This is a genomic window from Kineothrix sp. MB12-C1, assembly GCF_030863805.1.
GTDB lineage: Bacteria > Bacillota > Clostridia > Lachnospirales > Lachnospiraceae > Kineothrix.
Genome location: NZ_CP132957.1, coordinates 1,023,626 through 1,038,105 on the forward strand (window position 1 = coordinate 1,023,626; position 14,480 = coordinate 1,038,105).

A 14,480-nucleotide genomic window follows, 5' to 3' on the forward strand; every position below is an offset into this window, starting at 1 on the left:
ACAGCTTACTATTTATTGTCTATGCTGGCATGGTTGACAATAATCTTATCGATTAAGCCATATGCCTTCGCTTCCTCTGCGGTTTTCCAATTATCTCTTTCGGTATCCGCCATAATTACTTCGAAATCCTGACCCGTATTCTGAGCCATAATTCTCGCCATCTTTTCCTTAGTCGCAAGAATATGTCTTGCCGTAATCTCAATTTCCGTCGCCTGACCCTGCGCGCCGCCTAACGGCTGATGAATCATAACTTCCGCATTGGGAAGGGCCATTCTCTTGCCCTTAGCGCCGCCTGCCAGGAGAAATGCTCCCATACTCGCCGCCATACCGATGCAAACGGTAGACACATCACACTTAATGTAGTTCATCGTATCATAGATTGCCATTCCTGCACTGATAGAACCGCCGGGGCTATTAATGTACAAATGAATATCCTTTTCAGGATCTTCCGACTCAAGGAACAACAACTGTGCTACAATTATGCTGGCGGAAACATCATTTACTTCCTCGCCTAAAAAAATGATTCTGTCTTTTAAAAGTCTTGAATAAATATCGTAAGACCGCTCGCCTCTGCTCGTTTGTTCTATGACATAAGGCACTAAACTCATTGTAATTCCTCCTAGCCTGACCTATTATTTCTCTATTAGAGATGTTTTTATCATATCATAGTTCACATCTTTTGATTTTGCAATAAAACAGGCTCTGAATTAAGAGAATTTTAATTGTTTTATAAATATTTCATTTCTCAATTCCGAATGCATCATCCTGCTTATTTCTCTTTCGCATTCTCCACAACGAATTCAACAGCTTTCTGAATTGCCAAGTCTTTCATTACCTGCTCTTTTTCTTTTTCCCCGAGCATTTCTCTTACTTTCTCAGCTTCCATCTGATACATTTCAGCCATTCTGTCAGTTTCTTTTGCATATTCTTCTTCTGAAACTTCAATCTTCTCTTTCGCAACGATAGCCTCTAATACGAGTCTTGATTTGATCCGCTTCTCGGTCTGAGGTTTTACCTGCTCTAAGAGCATTTCATAGTTACTTCCTGTGAACTGGAAGTATTGATCCATGGACAGACCCTGCATCTGCATTCTCTGTGCGAAATCATCCACTGACTGTCTTTGCTGTGTCAGAAGCATTGCCTCAGGAATCTCCATATCAGAATCGTTGATAATCGCTTCGATTACTGCATCTTCCTTTGCTGCCTTCGCTTCATTTTCTTTCTTCTGAGCGAGATTCTTCTTCACATCTTCTTTATATTCTGCTAAAGTCTCAAACTCAGATACTTCACTGGCAAATTCATCATCCACTTCAGGAAGTTCTTTTTCTTTAATTTCTTTAACAGTACATTTGAATACCGCTGCTTTTCCTTTTAATTCTTCTGCCTGATACTCTTCGGGGAAAGTAACGTTGACTTCCACTTCCTTGTCGAGTTCTACACCAACAAGCTGCTCTTCGAATCCAGGAATAAATGCGCCGGAGCCGATGGTAAGAGGATAGCTTTCTCCCTTGCCGCCTTCAAAAGCCACTCCATCTACGAAGCCTTCGAAATCGATAATTGTCATATCGCCATCTTTTACCGCTCTATCTGTTACATTGATATTTCTTGCGCTTTTTTCTCTTTCATTCTCGATTTCCGCATTTACTTCTTCGTCCGTAACTTCCACTTCTACTTTATCAATTTTCACGCCCTTGTATTTGCCAAGTTTCACTTCCGGCTTAAGAGCAACTTCTGCTGTAAAAATAAAAGGCTTACCGGATTCAATCTGTGTCACTTCGATCTTAGGAGAAGATACTATTTCTTCTTCACATTCATCGAAAGCTTTCTCATATGCAGTAGGAATCAGTTCGTTGGCAGCATCTTCATAAAAGATTTCCTTGCCATACATCTTCTCTATCATCTGGCGGGGCACTTTACCCTTACGGAATCCGGGAACATTAATGCCTTTCTTATTCTTCTGATAAGCGACCTCTATTGCCTTTTCCAATTCTTCAGCAGAAACTTCTATCGTAAGTTTTGCCGTGTTCTTTTCTAATTTTTCTACCTGTAAGCTCATTTTATTCATTTCCTCCTATTTATAAATGGCTCGTAGCTGTTCAGTACCCTCACAGTTACAATGACTTAACCATCATTTTCCTGACTTTTGCAACATTGTAAATTTGTAAAAAAATACATAATCACAGTCATTTTACGATTATAGCACATCGATAATAAAAATACCAGTATTTCTTCATGAAACAGCGTAAAAACGACCCGTCTGATCTCAGACGGGCCATCTTTACTTCTTACTGCTATTTTGTTGCTATTTTAGTTGCTGCTCATTGTTTGTTATTTCATCTGCTCTTCCTGTTTCTTAATCATTCTGCGAACCATCTCGCCGCCGATAGAACCAGCTTCCTTAGAAGTCAAGTCACCATTGTAACCTTCCTTTAAGTTAACACCGAGTTCAGAAGCAACCTCTGTTTTGAAACGATCCATTGCTGCCTTAGCTTCCGGAACCTCTACTCTATTAGATCTGCTACTTGCCATTTCAATTCACCTCCAATTTACTTTCCAGCTTTATGCTATCTATATTTGAGATAAGCAATTTCCATTCACCGCTTATCTCAAACACATTATCGTATTCGAAGAAAGCTCGAACTTCATTACTTATCTTGATGTTAGTATTTACGAAGATGATTTTATTATGACGGTAAGTTTTGGTAAATTTAACTGTTCAGAGCCAAGCACATTTGATGAAGCATGTAGTTGAATGCTTGCATTCATAAGCGTGCTTTATCAAATGTATTCGGCGGATACGCCAAAGCGAGAAAACACGAAGTGTTTGCGAGCTTGCTCTGCACAGTTACATAGCTAAAGTAATTGCAGCAAAGCTTCTATATCCTCTTTTCTCGTTGCCCATCCGGTCGCAATCCGCACTACCGTATGTGTATTGTCAAACACTTCCCAAAAACCGAAGGATACTTGTTCTTTTAATTTTTCTATTTTTTCATTTTCCATAATAATGAACTGTTGGTTCGTAGGTGATTCCCATAAGAACCGGTATCCCTTTTCCTTCAATCCCCTTTTTAATTCTTGCGCACATTCTATCGCATTCTTTGCAATTCTTACATATAAGTCATCTGTAAAAAGAGTATCGAACTGTAATCCAAGCAGCCGTCCCTTAGCTAATAGACCTCCATGCTGTTTAATTGTGGTCAAAAAGTGGTAAACCAGTCCCGGTTTCGTTATTACAAGGGCTTCTCCGAAAAGAGCGCCTACTTTAGTCCCTCCAATATAGAAGGCTTCACAGCATTCGCCAATATTTTCCAGTGTAACATCCGTCTGCTCCGCTGCCAGGGCATATCCCAATCTGGCTCCATCTATATACATAGGGATGTTGTATTTTTTACAAACTGCATGAAGTGCTGCAAGCTCTGCCTTCGTATAAAGCGCTCCGTACTCCGTAGGATGTGTCACATACAACATTCCGGGAATTACCATATGAGGCCAGGTTTCATCCTTATAGAAATCTTCTAAATATTCTTCCACCGTCTCCGCTTGAAGCTTTCCTCTTTCATGAGGCAAGGTCAATACCTTATGGCCGCCCGCTTCGATAGCTCCGGACTCATGAACACTAATATGACCGCACTGCGCCGACATAACTCCCTCATAGCCGCGAAGGAGCGCATCGATAACCGTGGCGTTCGTCTGCGTTCCTCCCATAAGAAAGAAGATCTCCGCATCCGGCAAATTACAAGCCTTTCTTATTTTCTCCTTCGCACTTTCACAATATACGTCGCTTCCATATCCCGGAGTCTGTTCCATATTCGTTTTCGCAAGCCTTTCCATAATCTCCGGGTGCGCACCTTCCATATAATCACTATCAAAATGAAGCATATAATTCCTTCCTTCTAAAATATATCCTTTGTTTTATTTATATTTTACTATTTATTCAATCCGCATTTTTCACACAAATGTTGTATCACATCTTTTCTCGTGACAATACCGATAAAGCGATTTCTTCCATCGATAACAGGTACAAAGTTCTGATTCATTACCTTATGGAGCAAATCTTCCATGTTAGCATCTATATCCACAGGCTCGTTGTCCTTTTTTCTATTAATAGAAAGAATAGGGATATTCTCAGCATCCTTTATTGTTAAGCCATGCCTATCCTTCACATACCAAAGCAGATCGCCTTCCGTAATCGTTCCTATGTAAACCCCGCTTTTATGATCGATGACAGGTATGGCAGAATATCCGTGATGTTCCATTTTTTCTAAAGTCTGCCGAAGGGTATCATCATTATAAATGTAAGCAACTTCTTCCTTCGGCCTTATAAAAAACAATATATTCATAAGCTTTTCTCCCGATGGTGTAAATTAGTCACAACTATAAACGATTGCTTGCGCAAGCTCTTTTGCCGCTTCCTCTCCCTGCACCTTCTCTATGATCGCAAGGCCAAAGTCTATGGCACATCCCATTCCCCTGGCTGTTATAATATTCCCGTCAGTTTCCGTCTTATGGTAGGATACATAAGCTCCTTCCAACTGGCTTTCATAGCCCGGATATGCACACGCTCTTCTGCCCTTTAGCATCCCTTTATGCCCTAGAATACTGGGGGCCGCACAGATTGCCCCAATCGTCTTGCCCGCCTTGTAAAAGGCATCCAGCTTCTCCATCAATCCCTCATGAGCTTCCAGGTCCTTCGTACCCGGACCTCCCGGCAAAAGAAACAGTGTAACGGAATCAAAATCTACATTCTCGAATAGCTGATCCATATGTACGCTAATACCGTGTGAACCTGTCACATCTAGCCTTCCGGTTATCGACACCATATCCGTATCGATATTCGCCCTTCTTAATAAATCCACCACGGCAAGAGCTTCTATTTCCTCAAATCCATCTGTAAAAAAGATACATGCTTTTTCCATTTTTATGCTTATTCTCCTTTCAAAATCCGGAGCATTTATGCCGATATGCCTACACACCTTGTCCGCAAGCGGCCATGGTATGTTTTTTGCACACTCGCTTTGCTCGGCGCAGTATAATATTGCTAAAATATTATACCTTGAGTACAAATCCTCGCTCCATATTGCTTATTCTACCACTCTCTTTTATTTTTTTAAAGCTTCAATTTCCCCTTCTTATGTAGTATAATTCATAATATCATTTACAATACACGATATACCAAAGAGGAGAAGCATTTATGAAGAATTCCATCGTTAAATTAATTGCTGCGGCAATAGGAATCATGCTATCTCTCACCGCATGTACAGGTACTGAGAATCCGTCCGAGGCATATACGCCGGTTTCCATTGAAATCTGGCACTATTATAACGGACCGCAGAAGCTGGCATTCGATGAGCTGGTAACAGAGTTTAATGAAACAGCAGGCCAGGAACAAGGCATCATTGTGGAAGCCTTCGGACAAGGTAATATCTACGATCTTTTTCAAAAAGTTCATGATTCAGTGAATAAGAAAGTAGGGGCCGGCGAGCTGCCAACCATCTTTTCCGCTTATACCGATACCGTGTATGACTTAAATCAAAAAGAGATGATAAGCGCTTTGGATAATTATTTTACGGAAGAAGAATTATCTGAATATGTGGATGCCTATATTAACGAAGGACGTTTCGATGAGAATGCCCACTTAAAAATCATGCCAATTGCCAAGTCCACAGAAGTTCTTATGCTCAACCGAACCGATTGGAGACGATTCGTTGCCGATACCGGAACTTCCATAGATAAGCTACATACGTTGGAAGGTTTGGTGGAAGCATCTCAAGCCTATTACCAATGGACCGATGATCAGACACCTGACATTCCAAACGACGGCAAAGCAATGTTCGGTCGTGATGCCATGGCTAATTATATGATTCTGGGTTATTACCAACTCACAGGGGAAACCCTTTTCTCCCATCAAGATGACAAAATAACCTTTGATCCTGACATTGCAGCACTGCGTAAGCTTTGGGACAACTACTACCTCCCTTACATTAACGGATGGTTCGGCTCCTATGGTAAATTTCGTTCAGACGATGCCAAGACAGGGGATATTATCGCTTTCGTAGGTTCTTCCTCGGGGGCGTATTATTTCCCGGAAGAGGTTACTTTACAGGATGATTCCAGCTATCCGATAGAAGCAGTAGTATTTCCCGCTCCCGGCTTTCAGGGAACATCTCCTATCGCCATTCAGCAAGGGGCCGGTATGGCCGTTATTTCTTCTGACCCTGAGATTGAACAGGCTGCCGTAACTTTCCTTAGGTGGTTTACAGAAGCAGAGCGCAATATTGATTTCTCCATTTCCTCCGCTTATCTCCCTGTCAGAAAAGAAGCAAATGATATAAGCCTTATTCAAAAATCCGAAGGCTTTCAGGCTCTTCCCTCTGCCGTACAGGATACACTTGCCGTTTCAGTCGATATGGTAAATGAATATGAATTGTATTTCGAAAAGCCTTTCCAATATTCTTCTGACGCCAGAAAAGTCATAGAGTATTCACTTTCAGACCATGCCAAGGCAGACCGGGCGCAGATACTTTTGCTGGCAGAGGCTGGGATGAGCATGCAGGATGCCGTGGCACTGTATACAACAGAGCAGAACTTCCAAGATTGGTATCAGGAATTTGTCAATGCGGTTCGTACGGCAATCGGGGAGAATTAATAGGAAGAGGATTTCAATGAAACTGAAAAAAACAAAAGAGAAAACAAGAAAAGCTTTTCATTCGATTATGTCCCGGATTTTGCTCCCTGTAGTCGTCGCTATCCTTGTGCAGGCCGGCCTTTTTGCTGTCAATATTATATGGGGCGGTACTATTTCCAAACTCAACCAAAACGCATTCGGAATTCTCGATATGCAGGTAGCTAACCGTCGCAATTACCTTCAAAATGAAATGTTAGAACGTTGGTCTAACTTAAATCCCGTTGCTGAAGATATTCGAAATCTAATCAATAGCGCACCGAGTGCCTCATCTAACGATGAACTTTTGACTCATAGCGCTCCTAAGCTGATCAGCTTGCTTCGCCGTAACTTGGTAACCGGTGTTTTCCTCATTTTGACAGACGGTGAGATATATACCGAAGATGGCGACTTTGAAAAACACGCTCTCTATATTCGGGATATGGACCCTATTACGAATTCAGTGAATAATTCCGGCCTGTTGCTTTTACACGCGCCGGCCCGCCTTTCCAAACAATTGGCAATTCCGCTGGACTCCCGTTGGCAGCCACGTATTCACTTTTCCTCCGACACTCCCCAGAACTGGGAATATTACCGGAAGCCCTTACTGGCAGCCAAGGCTTATCCCGATGTTCAAGAAGTGGACTTGGGTTATTGGAGTCCTGTTTTTCGTGCGGAAGGAGACAGCATAGATACCATCACTTACTCCATGCCCCTTCGCGACCAATATGGCATTGTACAGGCAATTATCGGTGTGGAGATTTCCATCGATTATTTGAGCAAACAAATACCCTATCAGGAATTGAATGCGGACAAACAAGGGATGTATCTTGTCGGTATCGCAAACGATTCTTCGTTGACCTTTACCCCGCAGCTTTCTACCGGTCCCGTTTATAAGCATGTTTTCGGGCAAGCGAAGCAAATTCCCTTTGCTTCACAGGAAGACTACTCCAATGTCTTCCAAGTCGTCGATAATGCTTCACTTCCCGGCGAAAAAATATATGGATGTATACAGTACTTCACTCTTTATAACTCGAATACCCCTTTTGAAAACGAGAGATGGGCGCTGATTGGGATGCTGGACGATTATCAGCTTCTTGGATTCTCTCAAGGAATTATATGGGCAATTGCAGCTACTCTCGTTATCTCACTTATTATTGCCTTTATGGCCGCATGGGTGGCTAATGCCCTGCTCTCACGCCCTATTACCAAATTATTGGCGCAGCTTCAGGACAGTGAACTGAGCCATCCTTTGAAATTACAGAAACTGCAGATTTTTGAAATTGATGAGTTATCGAACGCCATTGAATCTCTTAGCGTGCGCGTTGCAAGAGAAGCAAGCCGCCTTTCTCAAATTATCGATATGGCCGGGGTAGAAATTGCTGCTTTTGAAGCCAAATTCGATTCCGATCAAGTATTTTATACCAGTCATTTCTTTAAGATGCTCGGGCTATCTAAGGAATCGGAACAAGATGGGACTGTTAATCGCGAAGAGTTCGATGCATTGATGGAAACGCTTAATGATAAGGTCGAAGATAGGTCTGAAGACAATAGTGTAAGAATCTTACGTATCGCGCGATCTTCCGATACACATACACATCGTTGGGTACGTCTTAAAATAGTATCCACTGATGAGTATATTACCGGCGTAGTGACCGATATCACTCACGAAGTCCTAAAGAGACAGAAAGTAGAAAAAGAAAGAGATTATGATCTCTTGACCAATCTCTTCAACCGCCGTGCCTTCGGTGTAGAACTTGCGAAACGTTTCCAGAATCCGGAGCAGCTCGGTATCGGAGCTATGGTCATGCTGGATCTGGATAATCTGAAATTTATTAACGACACTTACGGTCACGATTGCGGCGATGCCTATATCCGTAGTATGGCGGAAGCACTTCAATGTCATACCCCGAAGGATACCTTAATCGCCCGTATGTCCGGAGATGAGTTCTATGTTCTCTTTTCCGGCTATTCATCGAAAGAAGAATTGGAAGAAGTTATCCTCATATTAGAAAACGGAATCAGAAGATCTATGTTCATGCTGCCTGACCATTCCAGCATCAATATTCGTGCTTCTGCCGGCGTGGCATGGTATCCGGAACATGCGACTTCTTATGAACTGCTCATTAAATATGCTGATTTCGCCATGTATCAGGTAAAGAACACGACCAAAGGAAGCTTCGGCGAATTCAATATCGAACACTATCACAGAGATGCTTACCTATTACAAAATCAGGAGGCCATTAATCGCCTTATTGACGAAGAGCTGATAACTTTCCACTTTCAGCCTATTGTGGATGCGAAAAATGGCAGCGTATTCGGCTATGAAGCCTTAATGCGTCCGCTTTTGCAAACACTCAAATCACCGAAAGAAGTATTAACACTGGCGAAGTCACAATCCAAACTCTATGGCATTGAACGATTGACATGGCGAAAGAGCCTGGAACAATTCGAACAACTGCCCAATATACCATCACAGCTTCGCCTGTTCGTTAACTCTATCGCGAATCAGCTCCTGAATGAGAAGGATTCCGAACAGATTCAGGAACAGTTCTCTCATTTGTTCTCGCGCGTTATCGTAGAGATTACCGAAGAAGAACGCTCCACAGAGGACTTAACCCTTAGCAAACTGAAATGGGCTTCCGATTGGGGCTGTCAGGTTGCACTCGATGATTTTGGTACAGGATATAATTCCGATTCTGCATTATTGGCTATCGATCCGAACTTCGTCAAGCTTGATATTTCCATCGTACGTAACGTAGATACCGACTTAAACCGTCGTAAAATCCTGGAAAACCTGCTCTCCTATGCCGATAGCAGGGGAATCGCGGTAATTGCAGAAGGAGTGGAAACATCAGCCGAGCTGCATACCCTTATTGGACTTGGCGTAGACTATGTTCAGGGATATTATATTGCAAGACCCCAACTCCAGCCAGCCCCCCTTCCTGAGCATATCGTGGAAGAAATTAAAGAAACCTACGCGAAAACGAAGTAATACAATCATGTCCATATGAATTACACTTTTTTCATTAGGTTTGTTGAGGGATTTCGCCCGGCGGTTTCATTTTTCTTCCGATGTGCGCGATTGTATTTTCTAAATGAAACGTAATACATTTGGACTGCTCCCGGGTCGGAAGCAAGGTACTTCCATGTACCGTGCTTCCTAAACACCGCTTCCATGCGGTGTTTGCCCTGATTCTCTAAGCGTTTCATTAAGAAAATAGAAATCGCTTGCTGACGGAAGTAAAACGAAACCGCCGGGCGAAATCCTATTAAGACTTCTGAAACAATGTGGAATTCATACGTTTATTATTATTTCAAAGTCTCCATATCCCTTCCACAGCCTACCCGATTTCAGATATAATTATATGTATGTAAAAAGGATCTGGATTCGTTCGTATTGGTTTAGATTCCGTTAAACAAACTGCTTGAATTTTCTTAATGGAATCCGGAAAACCCAGGGGAAATACCACAAGGATGTGTCCGGGTCCCTATATAACCTACAAATTATACTTAGAATTCTCACTACTCTTCATTACAGAAAGGACATCCTATGGAAATCGAACGCAAATTTACCATAAAGTCTCTCCCGGAAGACCTCTCCACTTACCCTTATCATCATATCGAGCAGTTCTATCTGAATGTGAATCCCGTCATCCGTGCAAGAAAACAGGATGATGACTATTATTTGACTTATAAAGGAAAAGGACTCCTTGCAAGGGAGGAATATAATCTTCCCCTAAACAAAGAATCCTATTATCATCTCCGTGAAAAAGCCGACGGTAACTTTATTTCTAAAAGAAGATATCTCATCCCCATTCCGGACGCTTCTTTAACAATCGAGTTGGATATCTTCGATGAGCCTTTTACCCCCCTCATCATTGCGGAGGTGGAATTCTCCAGCGAAGAAGAAGCTGCTGCCTTCATTCCGCCCGTATGGTTCGATGAAGATGTTACCTTCGACCCTGCTTATCATAATTCCAATTTAAGCCGTAGAATTTTTCCTGACTCGACGATTATATTAGAAAGGACGTGATCTGCATAAAAATCTTCAAAATAGCATTGGGCGGTGCATTGGCAATTATAATAGCAACCTTGTTAAAACTGGAATACGGCACTGCTGCGGGCATTATTACACTCCTTACCATTCAAGATACCACCAAAGAGACCATACAAATTTCTTTAAAGCGAGTTGTGGCCTTTTGCATTGCAACTTTACTTTCCTTTGTTCTTTTTAACTTAATCGGGTATCATGCGATTTCCTTTGGTCTTTTTCTTCTTGTATTCGTATGGATTTGCTATACGTTTCAATTACAAGATGCTATCTCAATGAATGCCGTTTTGGCTACTCATTATTTAGTTTCTTACCAAATGCCGCTTTCTCTTATTCAAAACGAATTTCTTTTATTATTCATCGGAGCCGGTATTGGAACTCTTCTTAATCTTTTTATGCCGGATAAAGTAAAACATATAAGAAACACACAGGCTGTACTGGAGTCAGATTTAAGAACGCTTTTATCCAAAATGTCTGAGAACCTTTTAGAAGAATCAAAGGAAATTTATACAGATGAATGCTTTTACACCCTCGAATCTCATATTGAAAAAGGCCTGAAGGATGCCTATGACAATATGAATAATACCCTTACGAAGAATACAAAGTATTTCATTGACTACATGCAGATGAGAAAGCAACAATGTCAAGTGCTACGAAATATTTATCAGAAAATTAAGACACTGGATCATGTACCGGAGCAAGCAAAAGATATTGCAAATTTTATTGACCATATTGGAATAAGTCTAAAAGAAACCAATAATGCTGCCGGTTTGCTTTTGGAATGCGAAACCTTGTTCCAAAAATTTCAAGCGAGCGATTTGCCTTCCACAAGGCAAGAATTTGAATCCAGAGCCATACTCTATATGCTCTTAAAAGATTTTGAATACTTTCTGCAAATTAAGCAAGATTTCGCTGCTTCCCTCTCCGCTGAGCAAAAGGAAAAATATTGGGAAACTGATTGATCAAGTCATATTGACAGAACATTCCACCACATCCATATTTCACTCAGCCGGTCCGGTCGATTCCCTCACAACCAGTTTCGCCGGGAATACGATGTGCTCATAAGACTTACGCCCTGCAATAATATCGAACAACAGCTTAATGGTCGTCTCTGCCATTTCCCGTACCGGCTGTTTGATCGTTGTAATCGCCGGATTGTAATATTTTCCTACATCGATACCATCATATCCTGCTACTGAAACATCCTGAGGAATGCGCATTCCGGCCTCCAGCAGCGCGCGGCACGCTCCTACCGCCAACATATCTGCGGTAGCATATACGGCGGTAAATTTCTCTCCTGATTCAATCAGTTTCTTCATCGTACGATAGCCATTTTCCATGGAATAATGTTCAATATCATCTTCTACCTGACGAACGAGTTTCTCGTCGAAAGGAATTCCTGCCTCTAAAAGAGCATCTTTATATCCTTCTAAACGAAGCTGGCCAATACTATTGCTTTCCGATTCTGCCGAAAGAATTGCTATCGCCTTATGGCCAAGTCCCATAAGATAAGAGGTCATTCCATGACTTTCCTTTCTGTCATCCACAGCCACACTCGAATAAAGCGCCCGGTTAATATTCTCCGACATCGCCATTCCTATCGTACTGAAAATATAAGGTACCGTCAGATTAGCAATCTTCTCCTCCGAATGAAAGAAGTATCCTCCGAGGAAAATAATTCCCCTCAGTCGTTTCTCCTTCACCAGTTCGAGAGCCACATCCACTTCATCTTCATAATATTCCACATGCTTAAGCACGAGGGAATACTTTTTTTTCTGTGTCTCCTCTTCAATCACTTTAATCATATCTGAAAAAAGCGGATTCGTAATACCTTTTACGAGTACCGCAATACTTTTTGCATCGATTCTTTTAAGATTTCTCGCACTGTTATTCGGAACAAAGCCCGTAGATTTGATTACTTCCATAATCATATTCTTCGTCTCTTGATTAATGTCAGGATGGTTGTTGATGGCACGAGACACCGTACTGACTCCTACTCCACACTGCTTTGCAATATCCTTGATTGTAATCTCAGGCATAATGATAGCCATACCTTTCCCATAACCTGCAAACTTTGAACCGCAGGTACAATATTTGCAAGCATAATAAATTATGCTGTGAAAATTTATTTTTCACATTTTCCTATGCCATTATATCACACAGGATGTAAATAGCCAGGAATATTTTGTCGTATTCCTGACTATTTTATCATGTAATGGGAAAACGCTCCTATTATATGATAATGGATGCGCAGCTACGCGCGCGGAACTGCTCTTTTTTAAATTCTTCCATATAACTTTGTGAATCTGCGTATTTCTTCCGCCAGTTCATCATCCAATTGCCCCGGCAAAAGCCTCCATTTCCAATTATCCCCTAACGTGGAAGGTGTATTGATTCTCGCCTCAGATCCAAGTCCCAGATAATCTTGTATTGGAATAATTGCCGTATCCGCCACGCTCGCCAGCGCAGCGCGGATAAATTCCCAATGTACATCCCTTTTCTTACGAATATTTAAGTATCTTTTAGCAAAATCCTTATCCTTTTTATTGAAACTCGCATACCATCCGACTGTCGTATCATTGTCGTGCGTTCCTGTATAAACTACAGAATTCTTCGTATAATTGTGAGGAAGATAATCGCTCTCTTCTCTGGAGTCGAAAGCGAACTGCAATATTTTCATTCCAGGATATCCCGTCTTTTTCACCAGCTCGATTACGCTCGGTGTGAGGAATCCCAAATCTTCTGCAATCACAGCTTTATTTCCCAACTTCTCCTTCATCACCTTGAAAACATCATATCCGGGCCCTTTTCTCCACTCTCCGAATTCCGCGGTAGGATCTCCATATGGAATGGAATAATATTCATCGAAACCTCTGAAATGGTCGATTCGCACTACGTCATATAATTCATAGCAATAGCCGATGCGGCGCATCCACCATTCATACTCCGTCTTCTGATGGTATTCCCATCGATAAAGAGGATTCCCCCATAACTGACCGGTTGCAGAAAATGCATCCGGCGGACAGCCTGCCACACCAATCGGTGTACAGCTATCATCTAATTGGAACAATTCCGGATTCGCCCATGTATCGGCACTATCAAATGCTACATAAATGGGAATATCACCAATAATACGAATCCCCTTCCCATTGGCATATTCTTTCAATGCAAACCACTGCTTCGCAAATAGGAATTGTTGGAACTCGTAAAATTCCACTTCTTTTTCATAAGTTTCCTTATAGAACTTCATGGCTGAAGGCTTGCGAAGTTTAATGTCCTCATCCCATTCAATCCAACTGATTCCCTGAAAGGAATTCTTAATCGTCATATAAAGCGCGTAATCAGGAAGCCAATGCCTACTTTCTTTCTTGAATTCCTGAAATTCTTTCCGCTGCGCTATCTCACTCTTTTCATATGCCTTTTTCAAGATTACAAAGCGTGACTGATAGATTTTCTCATAATCTACATACATTTCGTCTGTTACAAAGTCACATGTTTCACAATCTTTTGTTGTAATCCATCCTTCTTCTACCAATGCTTCCAAATCGATGTAATAGGGATTGCCCGCAAAGGTGGAAAATGACTGATAGGGAGAATCCCCATATCCCGTCGGGCCCAAAGGGAGTATCTGCCAATAAGCTTGCCCTGCCTTTTCTAAGAAATCTACAAATTCATACGCATGCTTTGAAAAAGTGCCGATTCCGTACTTGGACGGAATACTTGACACAGGTAATAAAATGCCGCTTTTTCTCATAATGCCCCCTG

General features: G+C 41.8%; 12 protein-coding genes. 4 read left to right on the plus strand and 8 right to left on the minus strand.

Annotated features, from left to right (window positions below; genetic code table 11):
• Positions 1-8 precede the first annotated feature (8 nt).
• From clpP to RBB56_RS04815, 6 genes are all read right to left on the minus strand, one after another.
• Positions 9-608, minus strand: a complete 600-nt coding sequence (gene clpP, locus RBB56_RS04790; RefSeq protein WP_306721257.1) for an ATP-dependent Clp endopeptidase proteolytic subunit ClpP — start codon at positions 606-608, stop codon at positions 9-11.
• A 161-nt stretch (positions 609-769) separates the two neighbouring features.
• The gene (gene tig, locus RBB56_RS04795; RefSeq protein ID WP_306721258.1) at positions 770-2,056 is read right to left on the minus strand and encodes a trigger factor; all 1,287 of its coding nucleotides are present in this window, start codon (positions 2,054-2,056) and stop codon (positions 770-772) included.
• A 272-nt stretch (positions 2,057-2,328) separates the two neighbouring features.
• On the minus strand, positions 2,329-2,529 hold the full coding sequence (locus tag RBB56_RS04800) for an alpha/beta-type small acid-soluble spore protein (RefSeq protein WP_306721259.1): 201 nt from the start codon (positions 2,527-2,529) through the stop codon (positions 2,329-2,331).
• 324 nt (positions 2,530-2,853) lie between these two features.
• Positions 2,854-3,879, minus strand: coding sequence for a threonine aldolase family protein (locus RBB56_RS04805; RefSeq protein WP_306721260.1), 1,026 nt, complete (start codon positions 3,877-3,879; stop codon positions 2,854-2,856).
• 47 nt (positions 3,880-3,926) lie between these two features.
• The gene (locus RBB56_RS04810; RefSeq protein WP_306721261.1) at positions 3,927-4,340 is read right to left on the minus strand and encodes a CBS domain-containing protein; all 414 of its coding nucleotides are present in this window, start codon (positions 4,338-4,340) and stop codon (positions 3,927-3,929) included.
• 24 nt (positions 4,341-4,364) lie between these two features.
• Positions 4,365-4,916: a DJ-1 family glyoxalase III gene (locus tag RBB56_RS04815; RefSeq protein ID WP_306721262.1), complete on the minus strand. Its 552-nt coding sequence runs from the start codon at positions 4,914-4,916 to the stop codon at positions 4,365-4,367.
• Between the two features lie 275 nt (positions 4,917-5,191).
• Here RBB56_RS04815 and RBB56_RS04820 point away from each other — a divergent pair, with 275 nt between their 5' ends.
• The 4 genes from RBB56_RS04820 to RBB56_RS04835 all read left to right on the plus strand — a co-directional run bounded on the left by RBB56_RS04820 (position 5,192) and on the right by RBB56_RS04835 (position 11,677).
• Positions 5,192-6,646 (plus strand): extracellular solute-binding protein, encoded by a 1,455-nt coding sequence (locus RBB56_RS04820; RefSeq protein WP_306721263.1) that lies wholly within the window; start codon positions 5,192-5,194, stop codon positions 6,644-6,646.
• 16 nt (positions 6,647-6,662) lie between these two features.
• Positions 6,663-9,656 carry an EAL domain-containing protein gene (locus RBB56_RS04825; protein ID WP_306721264.1) on the plus strand — a complete coding sequence of 998 codons (2,994 nt, stop codon included), beginning with the start codon at positions 6,663-6,665 and terminating at the stop codon, positions 9,654-9,656.
• Positions 9,657-10,214: 558 nt separating this feature from the next.
• Positions 10,215-10,697 carry a CYTH domain-containing protein gene (locus RBB56_RS04830; protein ID WP_306721265.1) on the plus strand — a complete coding sequence of 161 codons (483 nt, stop codon included), beginning with the start codon at positions 10,215-10,217 and terminating at the stop codon, positions 10,695-10,697.
• 38 nt (positions 10,698-10,735) lie between these two features.
• A complete protein-coding gene (locus RBB56_RS04835) occupies positions 10,736-11,677 on the plus strand; it encodes an aromatic acid exporter family protein (protein WP_306721266.1) in 942 nt (313 codons plus the stop codon).
• Between the two features lie 39 nt (positions 11,678-11,716).
• Here the strand turns inward: RBB56_RS04835 and RBB56_RS04840 are convergent, their stop codons facing one another.
• Positions 11,717-12,754 (minus strand): LacI family DNA-binding transcriptional regulator, encoded by a 1,038-nt coding sequence (locus RBB56_RS04840; RefSeq protein ID WP_306722093.1) that lies wholly within the window; start codon positions 12,752-12,754, stop codon positions 11,717-11,719.
• 239 nt (positions 12,755-12,993) lie between these two features.
• The gene (gene malQ / locus RBB56_RS04845) at positions 12,994-14,469 is read right to left on the minus strand and encodes a 4-alpha-glucanotransferase (protein ID WP_306721267.1); all 1,476 of its coding nucleotides are present in this window, start codon (positions 14,467-14,469) and stop codon (positions 12,994-12,996) included.
• Positions 14,470-14,480: the final 11 nt, after the last annotated feature.

Coding starts and splice junctions, on each gene's coding strand:
- RBB56_RS04800 (WP_306721259.1), bottom strand. CDS start 2,529: ATGGCAAGTAGCAGATCTAATAGAGTAGAGGTTCCGGAAGCTAAGGCA.
- RBB56_RS04820 (WP_306721263.1), top strand. CDS start 5,192: ATGAAGAATTCCATCGTTAAATTAATTGCTGCGGCAATAGGAATCATG.
- RBB56_RS04825 (WP_306721264.1), top strand. CDS start 6,663: ATGAAACTGAAAAAAACAAAAGAGAAAACAAGAAAAGCTTTTCATTCG.
- RBB56_RS04810 (WP_306721261.1), bottom strand. CDS start 4,340: ATGAATATATTGTTTTTTATAAGGCCGAAGGAAGAAGTTGCTTACATT.
- clpP (WP_306721257.1), bottom strand. CDS start 608: ATGAGTTTAGTGCCTTATGTCATAGAACAAACGAGCAGAGGCGAGCGG.
- RBB56_RS04830 (WP_306721265.1), top strand. CDS start 10,215: ATGGAAATCGAACGCAAATTTACCATAAAGTCTCTCCCGGAAGACCTC.
- RBB56_RS04805 (WP_306721260.1), bottom strand. CDS start 3,879: ATGCTTCATTTTGATAGTGATTATATGGAAGGTGCGCACCCGGAGATT.
- RBB56_RS04815 (WP_306721262.1), bottom strand. CDS start 4,916: ATGGAAAAAGCATGTATCTTTTTTACAGATGGATTTGAGGAAATAGAA.
- RBB56_RS04840 (WP_306722093.1), bottom strand. CDS start 12,754: ATGCCTGAGATTACAATCAAGGATATTGCAAAGCAGTGTGGAGTAGGA.
- malQ (WP_306721267.1), bottom strand. CDS start 14,469: ATGAGAAAAAGCGGCATTTTATTACCTGTGTCAAGTATTCCGTCCAAG.
- tig (WP_306721258.1), bottom strand. CDS start 2,056: ATGAGCTTACAGGTAGAAAAATTAGAAAAGAACACGGCAAAACTTACG.